The 18,968-nt window shown below is 45.5% G+C and carries 13 protein-coding genes and 5 tRNA genes; 11 read left to right on the forward strand and 7 right to left on the reverse strand.

Annotation, left to right across the window (positions count from 1 at the left end):
• Positions 1-162: 162 nt before the first annotated feature.
• Positions 163-1,053 carry an HTH-type transcriptional activator IlvY gene (gene ilvY / locus R7Q39_RS23890; protein ID WP_005379097.1) on the reverse strand — a complete coding sequence of 297 codons (891 nt, stop codon included), beginning with the start codon at positions 1,051-1,053 and terminating at the stop codon, positions 163-165.
• 143 nt (positions 1,054-1,196) lie between these two features.
• Between ilvY and ilvC the strand changes: the two genes are divergently transcribed.
• Complete coding sequence (gene ilvC / locus R7Q39_RS23895) at positions 1,197-2,681, forward strand: ketol-acid reductoisomerase (protein ID WP_005379098.1); 1,485 nt, start codon at positions 1,197-1,199, stop codon at positions 2,679-2,681.
• Between the two features lie 278 nt (positions 2,682-2,959).
• Here ilvC and ubiK read toward each other — a convergent pair whose 3' ends face one another.
• From ubiK to R7Q39_RS23915, 4 genes are all read right to left on the reverse strand, one after another.
• On the reverse strand, positions 2,960-3,211 hold the full coding sequence (gene ubiK / locus R7Q39_RS23900) for a ubiquinone biosynthesis accessory factor UbiK (RefSeq protein ID WP_005379099.1): 252 nt from the start codon (positions 3,209-3,211) through the stop codon (positions 2,960-2,962).
• A 131-nt stretch (positions 3,212-3,342) separates the two neighbouring features.
• Positions 3,343-6,465, reverse strand: coding sequence for a multidrug efflux RND transporter permease subunit VmeD (gene vmeD, locus R7Q39_RS23905; protein ID WP_005379100.1), 3,123 nt, complete (start codon positions 6,463-6,465; stop codon positions 3,343-3,345).
• Positions 6,466-6,477: 12 nt separating this feature from the next.
• Complete coding sequence (gene vmeC / locus R7Q39_RS23910) at positions 6,478-7,584, reverse strand: multidrug efflux RND transporter periplasmic adaptor subunit VmeC (protein ID WP_005379101.1); 1,107 nt, start codon at positions 7,582-7,584, stop codon at positions 6,478-6,480.
• Between the two features lie 18 nt (positions 7,585-7,602).
• Entirely contained in the window at positions 7,603-8,184 is a 582-nt protein-coding gene (locus R7Q39_RS23915) for a TetR/AcrR family transcriptional regulator (protein WP_005384254.1), read from the reverse strand.
• 170 nt (positions 8,185-8,354) lie between these two features.
• Here R7Q39_RS23915 and rep point away from each other — a divergent pair, with 170 nt between their 5' ends.
• Positions 8,355-10,370 (forward strand): DNA helicase Rep, encoded by a 2,016-nt coding sequence (gene rep / locus R7Q39_RS23920; RefSeq protein ID WP_005379104.1) that lies wholly within the window; start codon positions 8,355-8,357, stop codon positions 10,368-10,370.
• Positions 10,371-10,444: 74 nt separating this feature from the next.
• Here the strand turns inward: rep and R7Q39_RS23925 are convergent, their stop codons facing one another.
• Complete coding sequence (locus R7Q39_RS23925; RefSeq protein ID WP_005384252.1) at positions 10,445-10,858, reverse strand: c-type cytochrome; 414 nt, start codon at positions 10,856-10,858, stop codon at positions 10,445-10,447.
• A 335-nt stretch (positions 10,859-11,193) separates the two neighbouring features.
• Between R7Q39_RS23925 and R7Q39_RS23930 the strand changes: the two genes are divergently transcribed.
• The 5 genes from R7Q39_RS23930 (at position 11,194) to R7Q39_RS23950 (ending at position 11,790) form a co-directional block, all read left to right on the forward strand.
• A tRNA-Arg gene (locus R7Q39_RS23930) sits at positions 11,194-11,270 on the forward strand.
• Between the two features lie 34 nt (positions 11,271-11,304).
• Positions 11,305-11,380 (forward strand) — tRNA-His (locus R7Q39_RS23935).
• A gap of 69 nt (positions 11,381-11,449) precedes the next feature.
• Positions 11,450-11,526 (forward strand) — tRNA-Pro (locus R7Q39_RS23940).
• Between the two features lie 47 nt (positions 11,527-11,573).
• Positions 11,574-11,649, forward strand: a tRNA-His gene (locus R7Q39_RS23945).
• Between the two features lie 64 nt (positions 11,650-11,713).
• Positions 11,714-11,790, forward strand: a tRNA-Pro gene (locus tag R7Q39_RS23950).
• Between the two features lie 338 nt (positions 11,791-12,128).
• On the opposite strand, the gene R7Q39_RS23955 is transcribed toward R7Q39_RS23950, so the two are convergent.
• Positions 12,129-12,854: an HAD family hydrolase gene (locus tag R7Q39_RS23955; RefSeq protein ID WP_005379107.1), complete on the reverse strand. Its 726-nt coding sequence runs from the start codon at positions 12,852-12,854 to the stop codon at positions 12,129-12,131.
• A gap of 661 nt (positions 12,855-13,515) precedes the next feature.
• On the opposite strand from R7Q39_RS23955, the gene R7Q39_RS23960 reads away from it, so the two are divergent.
• The 4 genes from R7Q39_RS23960 to R7Q39_RS23975 all read left to right on the forward strand — a co-directional run bounded on the left by R7Q39_RS23960 (position 13,516) and on the right by R7Q39_RS23975 (position 18,955).
• Positions 13,516-15,231, forward strand: coding sequence for a dipeptide ABC transporter ATP-binding protein (locus R7Q39_RS23960; RefSeq protein WP_005379108.1), 1,716 nt, complete (start codon positions 13,516-13,518; stop codon positions 15,229-15,231).
• Between the two features lie 92 nt (positions 15,232-15,323).
• Positions 15,324-16,877 carry an ABC transporter substrate-binding protein gene (locus R7Q39_RS23965; RefSeq protein ID WP_005379109.1) on the forward strand — a complete coding sequence of 518 codons (1,554 nt, stop codon included), beginning with the start codon at positions 15,324-15,326 and terminating at the stop codon, positions 16,875-16,877.
• Positions 16,878-17,024: 147 nt separating this feature from the next.
• Positions 17,025-18,002, forward strand: coding sequence for an ABC transporter permease (locus R7Q39_RS23970; RefSeq protein WP_005379110.1), 978 nt, complete (start codon positions 17,025-17,027; stop codon positions 18,000-18,002).
• Positions 18,003-18,004: 2 nt separating this feature from the next.
• The gene (locus R7Q39_RS23975; RefSeq protein ID WP_033907403.1) at positions 18,005-18,955 is read left to right on the forward strand and encodes an ABC transporter permease; all 951 of its coding nucleotides are present in this window, start codon (positions 18,005-18,007) and stop codon (positions 18,953-18,955) included.
• Positions 18,956-18,968: the final 13 nt, after the last annotated feature.

Below are 18,968 nucleotides of genomic sequence, written 5' to 3' on the forward strand. Positions count from 1 at the left end.
TCAGAAGTGAAACGAAATAGCGCCGATGGTAGTGTGGGGCTTCCCCATGTGAGAGTAGGACATCGCCAGGCTTTAAATTTAAGAAGCCCGCTCGAAAGAGCGGGCTTTTTTGCATCTATAGAGTTTTAAAATTAGCTCACTTTATACCTAAAAAGTGTTCATCTAAGGTGCGATATACTTGCTCTCTGCAACCTTCCAAAAGGCTTTAACAAGCGGATTCTCCAGCTGAGTTTTGTTGCAGCAAACACCAAGTTTAAAAGGTTTAATTGGTAAGACTTTTAAACGATTTATCTTTTCTCTTACCGGACTGTTGTTGATTACAACATCAGGTGCGATACCTACTCCACACCCCAATGCAACCATACTTACGATGGCTTCATGTCCGGAGGTTTGTGCGTAGATCTTTGGCTTTATTTTCATTTGTTTGAGCCAAGTATTGGCCCTGTCCCTTGCCGTTCCTGCTTCTGGGAGTATGAATGGAATGACCGACCAGTCTGGTTTTTCTTTTTGTAGCTCTTCAGCAAACGCACTAACCCCAACAGGTACGATGACAGAAAGTGGGATTTCACTGATCGTTTCAAATGCGATTTTATTTGGCATCTGTTCTGACTTGGCTGATATGGCAATATCGGCTTCATCTGCTAGTATTTTGTCGATCGCTTGAGCTGGATCGCCGGTTGATAGTTTGAATTCAATGAAAGGGTTCTGAATACGAAAGTCAGATATTAGCTCCGGCAGATGGCTGTAGCTTGCAGTAACAGAACAAAAGAGACGGATTTCTCCTTTCAATTCATCCTCGGTTCCCTTCAGGTGACTCTGATACTGCTGCCATTCGCCAAGAATCTTTAAGGCGACTGGGACTAGCTTTTTACCTTGGATAGTTAAATCAACGCTACGGTTGTCGCGTAAAAACAATTGTTGGCTGGTTTCCTCCTCTAATTTTTGTATCTGTCGGCTTAAGGCTGAAGGGCTAATATGCATTGCCGCTGCGGTCTTGGCGAAACTTTTACTCTCACAGAGATGAATGAAAAGTTGCAGGCTTTTGATATTCATTAAATTTTCATTTCCATGTTGCATAAATTGCAATAACTAATTGTGAATATATCACTTTAAGCAATCTCATGTCTGTTTTAGTATGAAGTTATTCGGTAAGGCAATTACTGACCTCAATGGAAGAATCTCAAAGGAGCACCCAGATGGCTAATTATTTCAATACCCTAAACTTGCGCGAGCAGTTGGACCAATTAGGTCGTTGTCGTTTTATGGACCGCAGTGAGTTCGCTTCAGAAGCGGATTATCTGAAAGGTAAGAAAGTAGTCATTGTAGGTTGTGGTGCTCAAGGTCTTAACCAAGGTCTGAACATGCGCGACTCTGGTCTAGACGTTGCTTATGCGCTTCGCCAAGCCGCGATTGATGAGCAACGCCAGTCATTCAAAAACGCAAAAGACAACGGTTTTGAGGTAGGTAGCTACGAAACGCTAATTCCACAAGCTGATCTAGTAGTAAACCTTACTCCAGATAAGCAGCACACAAACGTTGTTGAGACGGTAATGCCGTTAATGAAAGAAGGCGCAGCACTAGGTTACTCTCACGGTTTCAACGTTGTTGAAGAAGGCATGCAAATCCGTAAAGACCTAACGGTAGTAATGGTTGCACCTAAATGTCCAGGTACGGAAGTTCGTGAAGAATACAAGCGCGGTTTCGGTGTACCGACTCTTATCGCTGTTCACCCAGAGAACGACCCAAAAGGTGAAGGTTGGGATATCGCGAAAGCTTGGGCTGCTGCAACCGGTGGTCACCGTGCTGGCTGTCTAGAGTCTTCTTTTGTTGCTGAGGTGAAATCTGACCTAATGGGTGAGCAAACTATCCTTTGTGGCATGCTACAGGCTGGCTCTATCGTGTGTTACGAGAAGATGATTGCTGATGGTATCGATCCTGGCTACGCTGGTAAGCTTCTTCAATACGGTTGGGAAACCATCACTGAAGCACTGAAGTTTGGTGGTATCACTCACATGATGGATCGCCTAACTAACCCTGCAAAAGTGAAAGCATTTGAGCTTTCTGAAGAGCTAAAAGAACTTATGCGTCCGCTATACAACAAGCACATGGATGACATCATCACCGGTCACTTCTCTAGCACTATGATGGCTGACTGGGCAAACGACGATGCAAATCTACTAGGCTGGCGTGCAGAAACAGGTGAAACTGCTTTCGAAAACTACCCAGAAACTGACGTAGAAATCTCTGAGCAAGAGTACTTCGATAACGGTATCTTGATGGTTGCTATGGTTCGTGCGGGTGTTGAGCTAGCATTCGAAGCGATGACGGCATCTGGCATCATCGATGAGTCTGCTTACTACGAGTCTCTACACGAGCTGCCACTTATCGCAAACACTATCGCACGTAAGCGTTTATACGAGATGAACGTGGTTATCTCAGACACTGCGGAATACGGTAACTACCTGTTCGCTAACGTAGCAACGCCGCTTCTACGTGAGAAGTTTATGCCAGCCGTAAATACTGACGTAATTGGTAAAGGTTTAGGTGAAACGTCTAACCAAGTGGATAACGCGACTCTTATCGCTGTGAATGAAACAATCCGTAACCACCCTGTAGAGTACATCGGTGAAGAGCTACGTGGTTACATGACTGATATGAAGCGTATCGCGGTGGGCGGCTAAATGACTGGCCTTAAGGCTCCATTTCGGTGTCGAAGGTGCTCGTTTACTATCGTAAAGTCCGCGCCTTCTCCTAGAAATGAAACCTTAATACAGCGTAATTTACTTAGTCTCAAGTAACGCAGTAGATAAACTCCAGGCAGACTGGAGTGATAAATACAAAATAAAACACAACATCTAATCAAAAGGCTTGGTCGCCGTTGACCAAGCCTTTTTGTTTTTAGCCGATTTATCTGCGCGCCGATAAGAAAAACGCTCCTTTGTGAGGAGCGCTTTGATACTTATTTTTCAGCAAGCTTTTCTTCAAGTTGTGCCAACTTCTGTTCCATTTCTGTTAGCTTTTGACGTGTACGTAGTAAAACTTGAGTTTGAACATCAAACTCTTCGCGACTTACAACATCTAGCTTGTTTAGCTGGCCTTGGATTACTTGACGAACTTTCTGATCGACATCAGAGCCCAACTCTTTTACAGGTTGAGGCATTGAGTCGTGAATCTGTTTAGCAATTTGCTCTAATTTCTTTGGGTCAAACATAGTGGCTAAAACTCCTTTTGATTTGTCCTCATTTTAAGTAAATGATACGTGAAAGTCGCCATTTAGATGGCAAAAAAGAGAGCGGCAATAAAAAAGGCCACCGAAGTGACCTTTTTGAATGCCTTAATAGCTTATCTGTTATCCGCTAATTCACGATGAGCTGCTTTCGCTTCGTCAACTCGCGCTAACTTCTCCAAGTCTTTGTCTTCAACAAATACTGGCAGAGGTTTGTGTTTTTCAGCTAGGTAGCTGTAAATCACAGGTAGTACGAATAGTGTGAACAGTGTACCGATTGCAAGGCCAGCAACGATGACGATACCGATACTGAAACGTTGCGCGGCACCTGCACCTGTTGCGTACATCAGTGGGATAAGACCTGCGATCATCGCTGCAGTGGTCATTAGGATAGGGCGAAGACGCACTTTCGCAGCTTCCATCACCGCATCAATACGAGACAGTTTATTATGTAACTGCTCTTCTTTGGCGACTTCACAGATCAAGATACCGTGCTTGGTTATTAGGCCGACCAGCGTTATCAAACCAACCTGCGAGTAGATGTTCATCGAGGCCGTACCCCAGGCCAATGCGATCAAGGCACCACATATTGCCAGAGGTACAGATACCATGATGACAATAGGATCGCGGAGTGATTCAAATTGAATCGCCAGAACGAGGAAGATGATCGCAAGTGCAAGACCGAAGGTTGCATACAAGGCACTACCTTCCGTTACAAACTGACGAGATTCGCCCATGTAATCGTGGTTATATCCTGCAGGCAGTTTGGTTTGTGCAATATTTTCAAACCAGTCGATTGCGTCACCCATAGCAACACTAGGTGATGGTACTGCACCCACAGTCGCTGAGTTTAGCTGGTTGAAGTGTGGCAAAGAGCGAGGCTCAGCCACCACATCGATAGTAATCAGACTGCCTAATGGAACCGCTTTACCATCCACAGAGCGTACATAGTAGTTCTTCATCGATTCTGGGTTTAGACGCCATTTACGCTCAACTTGAGGTATCACCTCATACGAGCGACCATTCAGGTCGATTCGGTTTACATAACCATCTGCCATCATGGTGCTGAGAGTGATGCCAATGTCTTGCATAGTCACACCGTAGGCACCCGCTTTGTCTTTATCGATCTTGATCTTCATCGTTGCTGAATCGTAGTTCAAATCCAGGTCGGAATAGACAAACATTGGGCTACTTGCAACATCGGTTAGAATATCGCTAGCGATAGTAAACAAGCTCTCGAAGCTATTTGGTGTTGTAATTACAAACTGAACAGGTAGACCTGAGCCTGCACCTGGAAGCTCTGGCATTTGGAATGCAGTGACAGACATACCAGGCACACTTGATACTAGGCCACCCACACGTTTCGTGATTTCAGATTGGCTTGCCTCTCGTTCACTCCAAGGCTTCAATGTTGCTAGGCCAAACGCTTGGTTTGAGTTTGGTACACCATTAAAGACCTGTGCGTATTCCACCTCCGGTTGATCTGAGAGTATTTGGTTTACGTCATCCATGGTATTTTGGATATAGTCCAAGTTCGCGTTTGATGGGGCAGTACCCATCAGCATGACCACACCTTTATCTTCAGATGGTGCTAGTTCGCTAGGAATAAACTTGAACAAGACCGGTAAGCTTGCAAATACAATGATTGCAAACGCAATAACAACCGGACGATGAGCCATTACCGCTTTCAACATGCCTTCGTAACGAGTGGTCATGCCATCAAGGATATGGTGAACTTTTTGCTCAAACTTGCTTGGCTTCTCGTTCGCCTTCAGCATCTTCGAACACATCATTGGTGATAGTGTCAAAGCGATGATGCCGGATACGAATACTGAACCTGCCAGTGTCAAAGCGAACTCTTTGAACAATGAACCGGTGATACCACCCATCAATGCGATCGGCGCGTACACTGCACCTAGCGTCAATGTCATCGCGATAACTGGAACCGCAATTTCACGCGTACCAATAATTGCAGCTCGGAATGGCGATTCCCCTTCTTTGATGTGACGGTCAACGTTTTCTAGTACAACGATCGCGTCATCCACCACCAGACCGATGGCAAGCACCATCGCCAGTAGCGTCATCAAGTTCCAAGAGAACCCCATTGCCTGCATCACCATTGCCACACCAATCAATGAAAGTGGAATGGTCACGATAGGAATGATTACCGCGCGGAATGAGCCCAGGAACAGTGTGATAACCACAAGTACGATTACTGCTGCTTCAAGAATCGTTTTCACTACTTCGTGAATCGATTCGTTGATGGCGATAGTTGAGTCGTACATTACGTTCATTTTGATGTTACTTGGTAGGTTGCGCTCAAGCTGAGGCAACAGTTCAAGTACGTCTGCTGCAATGTTGATTGGGTTAGCACTTGGCGCTGCGTTGATCGCTGCAACCACAGCTTCTTGACCGTTTGCACTTGCGCGATAAACGTCGTGACTCTTCTCTAGCGTTACTTTAGCGATATCACCTAGGCGGATGACATCCCCTTCACCAGTTTTCACGACCAATGCTTCAAGTTCAGCAACGTTTGATACCTGAGTATCTGCGCTACCGTTATAAAGCACGAACTCACCCGTCGCTTGACCGGTTGCAGATTGGTAGTTGTTGGCGTTAAGAACGCTCATCACATCGGTTGCGGTCAACTTCAAAGCGCCCATTTTGGCAGGATCTAGCCATACGCGCAGTGCGTACTTCATACCACCATACAGGTCAACTTTGGACACACCGTTTACGGTGAACAACTGCGGGTTGATTACACGCTCAAGGTAGTCAGTGATCTGGCTTGAAGATAACTCGTCACTCGTAAAGCCGATGTACAGTACCGCCGTTGTCGAACCTGTCGACATGGTTACGGTTGGGTCTTCGGCTTCTTTTGGTAGCTGTGAACGTACCGAGTTGGTTTTCGCCAGAATGTCAGACAACGCCGCATTTGGGTCAGTATTCAACTTCATGTTGACAGTAATGGTCGATTTACCCAGTACCGATTGCGAAGTCATGTAATCAATATTATCGGCTTGCGCTACCGCTTGCTCCAATGGCTGAGTAATAAAGCCTTGGATCAAGTTGGCACTTGCACCGTAGTAACTGGTGGTCACGGTGACCACCGTATTCGTCATTTCAGGGTATTCACGAACCTGCATTTTGAACACCGCTTGCAAACCAAGCAATGCAATCAAAAAGCTGATCGATACCGCTAAAACTGGACGTTTTATAAAAACATCTGTAAAGCGCATGATGCCTCCAACTTAAAGCATTGGTGTTTCAGCAGGTGGGGTAGTTGCATCGCTTTCGACAATGCTTACTTTCGCATGGTTACTCAAACGGACTTGACCCGATGTCACCACTACATCACCTGGCTTCACGCCTTCTAGAATGTGTGCGATATCTTTAGAGCGTTCGCCAACTTTTACCACATGCTGCTTAACGCGTTTTTCGCCATCTTCTTCTGTTACGATGTAAACATTGTCGCCATACAGCGTAAATGTGATCGCGGTTTGAGGTAGAGTGACCTGATTTTCTAATTTAGGCAGAATGATGTTTGCACGCGCGAACATACCACTACGCAGTTTGCCGTCACTGTTAGGGATATCCGCTTGAACTTGAATCAAACCACTTTGTACGTTTACAGCTGGTTCAATCGCAGAAATAGACCCTTTGAAAGGTTGGTCTGGATAAGCGTCAACAAAGATATCCACTTCTTGATCGATATTGATACGTGAAATATCGGTTTGTGGCACGGTGAAGCGCAAGCGCATCACGCTGGTATCTTCAAGGCGAACAATGTCGGTGCCCGCCTGTAGGTACTGACCGAGGTACACGTTACGAATACCTACCACACCATCAAATGGCGCTTTGATTTCGCGTCGGTCGATGGTCGCTTTCAGGCTTTCAATGTCTGCTTTTAAGGAGAAGTAGTTTGCTTCTGCTTCGTCATACGCTTCTTTAGAAATAGAGCCTTTTTTGAATAGGCCTTGGTAGCGTTTGTATTTCGCTTCTGCCGCTGGCAACTTAGCTTGCGAGCTCTTCAAATTTGCTTTTTCGACTTCAGAATCAAGCAGCACTAATGGCTGACCCGATTTAACTTGAGTACCGGAATCAAATGCGATTTTATCGATAACACCGCTGGTCTCATTTGCTACCGTCACGCCTTGGTTTGGCTCGATAAAACCAATTGCTTCGATGACTGGTACCCAATCCACCGCTTGCACTTCTGTCACGGTTACTGGGAACTCAGGTTCAGGACGGTTTGCCATGTATTCAGCGATCTTTTGTTGCTTAAATAAATTGAAACCTATCACGCTGCCGAACAAGAGAACGGCGATAAGTAACATAAAGAAAGTCCACTTTTTCATTCTATTAAGAACTCCAAGTTAGTGTTTAATAATTGCATCCCAACTGGCTTCAATAGCGGCCTCTAATGCCGTCTTATCCAGTTGATAAAATCCCAAAGCGTGTTTCCGAGCAAGTGCAACACTTGCCTCAAAACTTAATCCAGAAAGTACTTCGTTATCGAGAAGCTTGAATACTCCCTCGTCTTTACCCTGATTAAAAAGAAGATCTACTTGGGCAAACATTTGTCTCTCAAGTTCCCGAGCTTTGCTACTATTTGAACAGGGTAAAGATTCATATTGGACTCGGTTGCTGATCGCACTTAAGTTCGAGCTCGCTAGATTCCAAATATTGAGCCACATGGTTCGATAACGCTGTTTTAAAGGCATCTCTTCACTAACACCTAGTTGCACCGCAGTAGCAACACGCTTAGCAACGTTAAGGCGTAGTTCCTCTAAAAGATGTTCTTTATCTGAGAAATAACGGTAAATCGTCCCTGCTGCGACACCTGCCTCATTGGCGAGCTTTTGCATGGAAAGCCCTTGAAAGCCAGATTCAGCAATGAGTTGTTCAGCAGCGACTAAGATTTGTTCTCGTTTATCTACAGCAGGGTTATCCTTCATAATGTCACCCTTTAGTGAATGAACGTTCATTCATTATAGCTTAAATACCCGCCATTTATGCAACAGAATATTGCACTTAATTGGTGTGAAAATTACAAGAAATCAGCATAGCTTTCACGAGGCCACCCCTTTATCATAGGCGCCACATTCATCACCCGCAGAGAATTTCTATGAAGCTGAACCCTAGTCAAGATGAAGCCGTGAAATACGTGTCTGGTCCATGCCTAGTGCTAGCTGGTGCTGGCTCGGGCAAAACTCGTGTTATTACCAATAAAATCGCTTATCTGGTTCAGCAATGTGGTTACAAAGCGCGTAACATTGCGGCGGTGACGTTTACCAACAAAGCAGCACGTGAAATGAAGGAGCGTGTAGGTCAAACGCTAGGGAAAGGTGAGTCTAAAGGTTTGATGGTATCAACATTCCACACTTTAGGATTGAACATCATCAAGCGTGAGTACAAGCATTTAGGGTTGAAAGCGGGCTTCTCACTGTTTGATGACCAAGACCAGCTAGCTCTGCTCAAAGAGCTTACTGAAAAGCAGCTTGATGGTGATAAAGATCTGCTACGTCAGCTTCTGAGTTGTATTTCCAACTGGAAAAACGACATGTTGACGCCAGAGCAAGCCAAAGCGCGTGCGCAAGGTGAACAGCAACAATTGTTTGCGTTCTGTTTTGATATGTACCAAAAGCAAATGAAAGCCTATAACGCGCTTGATTTTGATGACCTAATTTTGATGCCCGTTTTACTCTTACGTAATCATGAAGACGTTCGTCAGCGTTGGCAGAATCGTATCCGTTACCTACTGGTTGACGAGTATCAAGATACCAACACGAGTCAGTATGAGCTGGTCAAATTAATTGTCGGAGAACGTGGACGATTGACGGTTGTAGGGGATGACGATCAGTCTATTTATTCATGGCGTGGTGCGAAACCTCAGAACCTCGTGTTGCTGGGTGAAGATTATCCGAATTTGCGTTTGATTAAGCTAGAGCAAAACTACCGTTCAACGAGTCGAATCCTGCGTGCGGCCAACATTTTGATAGCTAATAACCCTCACGTCTATGAGAAGTCCTTGTTCTCTGAAATTCCTGACGGTGAAAAACTCAAAGTGTTGTTGGCTAAAAATGAAGAGCACGAAGCAGAGCGCGTAACGGGTGAACTAATTGCGCATAAGTTCCTAAACCGTACCGAATATAAAGATTATGCGATTCTATATCGTGGTAACCACCAATCACGTTTGATTGAAAAGTCTCTGATGCAAAACCGTGTACCGTATAAAATTTCTGGCGGCACCTCGTTTTTTGCGCGCGCAGAGATTAAAGACATCATGGCGTATTTGCGCGTTTTGGTTAATCCGGATGACGACAATGCATTTTTGCGCATTGTGAATACTCCACGACGTGAAATTGGCCCAGTGACGTTAGAGAAGTTAGGCAGTTATGCCAATATGCGAGGCAAGAGCCTGTTTGAGTCGAGCTTTGAAATGGGGCTCGAACAGCACCTAACGGGACGTGGCCTAGAAAACCTGCGTCGTTTCACCCAATGGCTAGTGGCGATTGCTGATCAAGCTGAGCGTGGTGATACCGTCGAAGCGGTTCGTTCGCTAGTTCGTGATATCCATTATGAAGATTGGCTATACGAAACTTCAGCAAGTCCGAAAGCCGCTGAAATGAGAATGAAGAACGTTTCTGACCTTTATTCCTGGATAGTGGCGGACCTAGAGGGTGACAACTACGATCAAGAAGAGAAAACGTTAAAAGAAGTCGTTCAACGTTTGACCTTGCGTGACATGATGGAGCGCGGTGAAGAAGATGAAGACAGTGATGCAGTACAACTGATGACCTTGCACGCATCAAAAGGCCTTGAGTTCCCATATGTATACTTAATTGGGTCCGAAGAAGGTATTTTACCGCACCAAACCAGTATTGATGAAGATAACGTGGAAGAAGAGCGTCGCCTGATGTACGTTGGTATTACTCGAGCGCAACGTGAACTGACTTTCACTATGTGTAAAGAGCGTCGGCAGTTCGGCGAGTTGATCAAACCGACTCAAAGCCGCTTTTTGGATGAGTTGCCATTTGATGACGTTGAATGGGAAGTAAACAAAAAGCCAGTATCAGCAGAAGAGCGTATGGCGAAAGGTCAAGCACACATTGCTAATATTCGAGCAATGTTTAAGAAGTAAAGTAACCTTGTTCTCACTGACTAAAAAACAAAAAGGCTTGCCAACTGGCAAGCCTTTTTCGTTGATGCCTTTACTTATAGACCTTCAATCATGTGGTCAATTGCTGCGATGATTTCATCGTCAGAACAGTCCATACAGGTTCCTTTGGCTGGCATCGCATTGAAGCCTTCTAATGCGTGCTTCACTAACGTATCTTTGCCTTGTGCAATACGTGGTGCCCAATCATCGGCATTACCTGTTTTAGGTGCGCCGTTTACACCAGATGCGTGACAAGCAATACAAAAAGTACCATAAACTGTGGCGCCATCACGTGGACCGGTTGGTTCTTCTTTCACTGGCTCAGAACCCGCTAGATAAACATCACCGACAGGTTGGATGCGTTCTGCGATCGCATCGTATTCAGTTTGGCTGATGTCAGAAGCTAAAGCTGCCGTAGAAAACGTTAAGGCAGCGAACAAAACGCTAATCATTTGTCGAGACATATCCATTAAACCCACTTCACATTCCCGAGGTAAGTGACTTACCTATTTATATAGTTAGAGTATTAATGCCGAGCAGAGAAATCATTAAATTCCACTGAATGGCATAGAATGATTAGACAACTTGGTTGCAGCTGTTAAATCAATGTAAATAATGGGTGATTATATCCCGATAACTTGTTGCAATAAACAACAAGTTATCCATGACAGGGCGTGAATCACATCAAAAATCCACTTTAACGGAAGATAACTGTCGAAAAAGAGACCAAACGATAAAAAAAGTAAAAAAAGTACTAGACGGCATAGTGTGATATCCGTATTATTCCACTCCGCCGATAGGGCATGCGCCCGTAGCTCAGTTGGATAGAGCGTTGGCCTCCGGAGCCAAAGGTCGAAGGTTCGAATCCTTTCGGGCGTACCATTGCCTCGGAGGATAACATCGGTAAAAATCAGTGGTGGCTATAGCTCAGTTGGTAGAGCCCCGGATTGTGATTCCGGTTGTCGCGAGTTCAAGTCTCGTTAGCCACCCCATTCTTTCTTTTTTAGATTGAATGCGGTAGCATTGCTCCCAATCTTGATTCAATCAAGATAAAATATCGTCGGTGAATAGCGCAGCTTGGTAGCGCATCTGGTTTGGGACCAGAGGGTCGGGGGTTCGAATCCCTCTTCACCGACCACTATTTAGTTTATGGCTATATAGAGCGGTAAACAGCAAAAATTGATGGTGGCTATAGCTCAGTTGGTAGAGCCCTGGATTGTGATTCCGGTGGTCGCGAGTTCGAATCTCGTTAGCCACCCCATTAATTAAGGTGACTTCTTAGTTGAAGTATCCTGTCTGATTTGAGAAAATCAGTAAATACAGTTCGGTGAATAGCGCAGCTTGGTAGCGCATCTGGTTTGGGACCAGAGGGTCGGGGGTTCGAATCCCTCTTCACCGACCACTATTAGAAAGCCTGCTTTTTAGCAGGCTTTCGTCGTTTTAGAGTTTATGATCTCGCTTGGACTGTATTAGTCGGTAATGTATCAATGGATTTGAACCCAAGTGGGGTTCGCCTGAAGTTAGAATTCGGCTCTTCACCGACCGCTATTTAGAGCCCCAGTCGAAAGACTGGGGCTTTTTTACATCTCTCCTGAAAAGAATCGGCATTCCATTTCAATTTTCCCCAAAAGTGTACAGCTCTAGGGGCTTTTGACCACCTATGATCTAAATGCTTTTCGAGCTGACAAAATAAACCCCAGAGCAGTGTCTAGGGGTTTGTAGTTTTCTAATCCGCTGATTTTATTGGGCGAGTGTTTTAAGGATTTCTTTCAGTTCTACCGTTTCTTGGATTTCAAAACTTGGCGTTATATCTGTTGAGTTACTTGCGCCTGTCGCATTCACCCACACACTCAAAATGCCCATATTGTTAGCGCCAGCAATGTCAGCAGGTAAAGAGTCGCCCACGTGTAGAGCCTCTTCTGGTTTTACTTCGACCAAGTCGAGCGCTTTTTGGAAAATACTTGTAGCAGGTTTCTCTTCTGGCTCTTCTCCTCCCACAATAATATGGTCCACCCAGTTGCTCATTTGTGTCGCGTTTAATTTAGGGTGTTGAGAAAAAATCGGACCGTTAGTGATCACGACGAGTTTATAATGTTGACGAAGGTCGCTGAGCATTTCTTTTACACCAGGGAAGAAGGTGAACGCGCCCATACGTGCAGAGTCAAAGTAGTCTTGAGCTTGTTGAGCCTCTTTTGCAGTGATGCTGACGCCTTGCTCCGCCAAGATGTTTTGGATCAGGCCACAACGGAAGGCATTTTCATCGGGTAGCAGAGCCACAAGGTGAGGGAACTCAGCATTCAGCTTTTTGTATACACCCTGTAAGTAGCGCTGCAAAAAAGCTTTTGGCTCAGTCACTTGTGGGTAGGTTTTATGAATCCAAGTTGTAAACGCTTGTCCTGCAACTTTATCGGCTTGTGACGTTGCACATAAAGTCTCGTCCATATCAAAAAAAATCGCTTTAAGCACAGGGGCTCCTTTTATTTACGGCTTGGCTTTGACACTGTTCATCTATTATCCCACTCTCAATTGTGTCGTAAAGGGTTAAAACCGGCGAGTTTTCTTATGACGTACGAATGAAGATAGCGGTACTTTCCTTTGCTTAGTCAATAAACCGCTTAAGTGGCGCATAATCTGCATTGGAGCAGGATTTGTGTGGTTTTGCTGTTTTGTTCACGTTTTGACCTATCCTTTCTCTTCCTAAGTTTGGCTTTTTGTATTTGCCGACTATTTTATTAATAGTTTTTTATGTTGAAAAAACACTTTTTGCATATGATATTGTTTGTTAAATGTTAATAAATGCACATGGATAATATGGTTAATGATCTTGTTTAGCTCATGTTTACTTTTAGAGCATTTTTCTAGTTTTATTGGTGCATGACGCACAAAAATAGTGTGATATGAAAATGGTTAAATACTTGTTAATGCATTTTTATTCGCTAATTGTGCGTTTATTTAATGTTTTTTCGGCGGAATATACTTTAATTGTTGCTTTTTTGTGTGATTTTTGCCAAATTATTTCCGCATTAAGATTTCAGAGTATTATTCTGAATTTGAACGGATTCATTCAGGTGATGAATGGTGCCTTTGGCATGATTCGATACCACAGACAAGGCAGTAGAGGTCTGAAATGTCACTATTAGAAGTGAAAAACCTTCGTATTGAATACCCATCCCGACACGGCGTTCACGCTGCCGTGAAGTCACTTTCTTTTCATATTGAACGTGGTGAAATCGTGGGTGTTGTTGGCGAATCAGGTGCGGGTAAATCCACCGTTGGTAACGCTGTTATCGATTTGCTTAGCCCTCCAGGTCGCGTTGCTAGCGGTGATGTATTCCTGGATGGAGAAAAAATTTCTGGCCTATCACCAGAAGCGATGCGTAAGGTTCGCGGCTCGAAAATAGGTTTTATTTTCCAAGATCCGATGACCTCGCTCAATCCACTTTTTACTGTTGAGCAACAGCTGAAAGAGACGATCCACGCCAACATGAAGGTCTCTGATGAAGAGGCGTATCAGCGCGCGCTTTCTCTTATGCAGCAGGTTGGTATTCCTCAACCAGAAAACCGCTTAAAGCAGTACCCGCATCAATTCTCTGGTGGTATGCGTCAGCGTGTTGTCATTGCCATTGCTTTGGCTGGTGAGCCTGATCTCATCATTGCGGACGAACCAACTACGGCGTTAGACGTTTCTATCCAAGACCAAATCCTCAACTTGATCCGCGAGCTGTGTATCAAGAACAATGTCGGCTGTATGTTGGTTACTCACGATATGGGGGTAGTCTCCAACGTCACCGATCGCGTGGCGGTAATGTATCGTGGTGACTTGGTGGAGTTTGGACCAACAGCCAAAGTATTGGGCGATCCTGATCACTCTTACACTCGCAGTCTAATTTCAGCGGTACCACGTTCAGACAGAAAGTTAGATCGTTTCCCGTTAGTAAGCTATATCGAAGAAGCGGCGGAAATGGAGCCACTCGATATCAAGAACCACTGGTTAGGACAAAGCCAAGATGAGCGTGAGTACACTGGCCCGCTTTTGGACGTGAAGAACGTCAATCTTCGCTTTGTGACCAAAGACTCTTTGTTCGAGAGCCGCCGAGAATACGTGCAAGCATCTAATAATGTGAGCTTTGAAGTGCACGAAGGCGAAACCTTTGGTTTGGTGGGCGAGTCTGGTTCAGGTAAATCGACCATTGCACGTGTGATTGCTGGTTTATACCAACCTAACTCTGGTCAGGTGAAATTCGAGGGCATTGACCTGACCGCTTTAACCTCTGAGAAAGAGCGCCGCCCGATGCGTCGTCAAATGCAGATGGTGTTCCAAAACCCATATACTTCAATGAACCCTCGTATGAAGGTATTCGATATTATTGCTGAGCCAATCCGTTTCCATAAATTGACGAAAAACGAGTCGGAAACTCGCCAAATCGTGAATGACCTATTGGATCATGTTGGTTTGGGTCGAATGGCTGGGCTTAAGTACCCTCATGAATTCTCCGGTGGTCAGCGTCAGCGTATTTCTATTGCGCGTGCGTTGGCGACTCGTCCTCGACTTTTGATTTGTGATGAACCGACCTCAGCACTGGACGTATCGGTACAGGCACAAATTCTAAACTTGCTGAAAGATCTGCAAAGTGAGCTGAACTTGACTATGTTGTTTATCAGCCACGATTTACCTGTTATTCGTCAGATGTGTGACCGAGTAGGTGTGATGCAAATGGGTACACTTTTAGAAGTGGCACCAACAGAACAGTTATTCACGGCACCTCAACACGAATACAGCAAAAAATTGATTTCTCTGATGCCGGAGTTTACAGGCTTGCGAGAAGAGATCGAAACGGCATAAACCAAGCAATTCGCTTGGCTAACCTTTAGTCATAACAAAGACGCAAACACAACAACAAGGGATCCGTATCCCCGCATGAAGGAGTTATGCAAATGAAAACCATGAAAAGCAAATTAGCAGTGGCGCTAATGGCTGCGGGCCTAAGCTTTAACGCAATGGCAGCAGATATCAAAGTTGGCTATGCAGCTGACCCAGTATCGCTTGACCCACATGAGCAGCTATCAGGTGGCACACTGCAAATGTCACACATGGTATTTGATCCGTTGGTTCGCTTTACTCAAAAAATGGATTTCGAGCCTCGCCTAGCAGAAAGCTGGGAACGTATTAACGATACGACTGTTCGTTTCAAACTGCGTGAAGGTGTGAAATTCCATTCTGGCAATACTCTAACGGCTGACGACGTCGTGTGGACGTTCCAGCGTTTACAAAGCTCTCCTGACTTTAAAAACATCTTCGACCCGTACGAAAAAATCGTCAAAGTTGACGACAACACGTTCGATCTTGTAACTAAAGGTCCTTACCCACTAGTGCTGCAAACCGCAACGTACATTTTCCCAATGGACAGCAAGTTCTACACGGGCAAAACTGCGGACGGCAAAGACAAGTCTGAGCTAGTGAAGCACGGTAACTCATTTGCATCGACTAACGTATCTGGCACGGGTCCATTCATTGTGACTTCACGTGAGCAGGGCGTAAAAGTGGAATTTGAACGCTTTAAAGATTACTGGGACAAAGAGTCGAAAGGTAACGTTGATAAGCTAACGCTTGTGCCAATTAAAGAAGACGCAACTCGTGTAGCAGCGCTGCTTTCTGGCGGTGTTGACATGATTCACCCTGTAGCGCCAAACGACCACAAACGCGTTGAAGATGCTGACGGCATCGACCTAGTTACGCTACCTGGTACTCGTATCATCACGTTCCAACTAAACCAAAACAGCAACGAAGCATTGAAAGACGTTCGCGTTCGCCAAGCGATTGTTCACGCAATCAATAACGAAGGTATCGTGAAGAAAATCATGAAAGGCTTCGCAACGGCCGCTGGTCAGCAAAGCCCGGCAGGTTACGTGGGTCACGATGACAAACTGGTTCCTCGCTACGATCTGAAGAAAGCGAAAGAGCTGATGAAAGAAGCGGGTTACGAAAATGGCCTGACGCTAACGATGATCGCACCAAACAACCGTTACGTGAATGATGCGAAAGTAGCACAAGCGGCGGCGGCAATGTTGTCTAAGATCGGTATCAAGGTTGATCTGAAGACCATGCCAAAAGCGCAGTACTGGCCTGAGTTCGACAAGTGTGCGGCAGACATGCTAATGATCGGTTGGCACTCAGATACAGAAGACTCAGCGAACTTCAACGAGTTCCTAACGATGACTCGTAACGAAGAAACCGGTCGTGGTCAGTACAACTGTGGTTACTACTCAAACCCAGAAATGGACAAAGTGGTTGAAGCTGCGAACGTAGAGACGGATCCTGCGAAACGTGCAGAAATGCTGAAGGGCGTAGAAGCGACACTATACAACGACGCAGCATTCGTACCGCTACACTGGCAAAGTGAAGCATGGGGCGCGAAGTCTAACGTGAAAGCGGCAGATATCGTTAACCCAATGGTAATGCCTTACTTCGGTGACCTAGTGGTTGAATAATCACGGTTAGTCTACTTTGAGGAGGGATGGATTTCCCTCCTCAACTTAAAGCACTCGACTCAATTTTGTTTCAGTCGGATTGAGTTGGTTATTTAGACTGAATTTTCTCTCTAATTTAGAGATCTATGGATAGTTAAGGGGCAAGGAATGTTTTCGTTTCTGGTCAAGCGCCTGTTTCAGGCACTGATAGTGATGTTTGTGATCAGTTTGGTGGCGTTTGCCATTCAGGACAACCTGGGTGATCCGCTGCGTGAGCTTGTAGGTCAGTCGGTTTCGGAATCGGAGCGTCAAGCGCTACGCGACGACTTGGGCCTGAACGATCCCTTTATCACAAAGTACACGCGCTTTGTGGGTAATGCACTGCAAGGTGATTTGGGTACCTCATATTTTTTCAAGCGACCTGCGGTTGAGGTGATTCTCGACAAGCTGGTGGCTACATTAGAGCTCGTGTTTGGCGCGACGCTTATCATCATTGTTTTCTCTATTCCGCTTGGGGTGTACTCTGCGATTCATCCTAAGAGTGTTTTTACCAAATTTGTGATGGCGATGAGCAGTGTCGGTATCTCGATTCCGGTGTTCTTAACCGCAATCATGCTGATGTATGTCTTTTCAATAGAACTCGGTTGGTTGCCTTCCTATGGGCGAGGTGAAACCGCTAACGTACTCGGTTGGGAATCTGGCTTCTTTACCATTGATGGTATCAAGCACCTCATCCTACCTTGTATTGCGCTAGCGTCTATCATGCTGCCGTTGTTCATCCGTTTGGTACGTTCAGAAATGCTGGAAGTTCTGAGTTCGGAATACATTAAGTTCGCCAAAGCAAAAGGTTTGAACTTACAAAAGATTTATTACCAACATGCACTTAAGAACACCATGCTACCAGTATTGACGGTAGGTGGCGTGCAGATTGGTACCATGGTGGCCTACACCATTCTTACTGAAACCGTCTTCCAATGGCCGGGCACTGGCTTCCTTTTCCTAGAGGCAATCAACCGTGTAGATACACCGCTGATCACTGCCTACGTTATCTTTGTTGGTCTGATCTTCGTGGTAACCAATACCATCGTTGACTTGCTGTACGGCATCATCAACCCAACTGTGAACCTAACTGGAAAAGGAGCTTAATCATGAGCCAATCAAATTTAACACCAGCTCCTGCTCCATCAGCGTGGCAGCGTTTCAAAGAGTCAGATTTTCTGTATTATTTCAAACGCGACAAAGTGGCGATGGCGAGTTTTACCGTCTTTATGATGTTCTTAGTATTGGCATTGGCTGCACCGATTCTTGCGCCAACAGACCCGTACGATCTGACGTCTATCGACATCATGGATTCTGAGTTGCCACCTTCGTGGATGGAAGATGGCGATGAACGCTTTGTGTTGGGTACTGACGAGCAAGGTCGCGATATTTTATCGACCATTCTTTACGGCTCTCGTCTGTCTCTAACCATCGGCTTCCTGGCGGTTGGTCTTCAGTTGGTACTGGGTATCATCATTGGTTTGTCGGCGGGTTATTTCGGCGGCCGTATCGATAGCTTCTTGATGCGTTTTGCAGACGTACAGTTGTCGTTCTCGACCATGATGGTGGCGATCATCGTGTCAGCTATCTTCAAAGCCAGTTTTGGCAGTGATTTTTACAGCCAATATGCGGTGGTCATGCTGGTGGTGATCATCGGTGTGGCAGAATGGCCGCAATACGCACGGACTATTCGTGCCTCGGTATTGGCAGAGAAGAAGAAAGAATACGTCGAAGCGGCGCGTGTGATGGGCTTTAAAGCTCCGCGAATCATGTTCCGTCACATTCTGCCGAACTGTCTATCGCCAATCTTGGTTATCTCGACGGTACAGGTAGCGAACGCGATCATGTCGGAAGCGGCGCTGTCATTCCTAGGCTTAGGTCTGCCAGTCGATCAACCGTCTCTGGGGGCGCTAATCAGCATCGGCTTTAACTACATCTTCTCTGGTGCATGGTGGATTACTGCTTTCCCAGGCATCGTGCTAGTAACATTGGTTTTGGTTATCAACCTGTTGGGCGACTGGCTACGTGATGTATTCAACCCGAAACTGTACAAAGGATAAGAATTTTCCCACC

The sequence above is a fragment of the Vibrio sp. 947 genome, assembly GCF_033339115.1.
Classification (GTDB): Bacteria; Pseudomonadota; Gammaproteobacteria; order Enterobacterales; family Vibrionaceae; genus Vibrio; species Vibrio alginolyticus.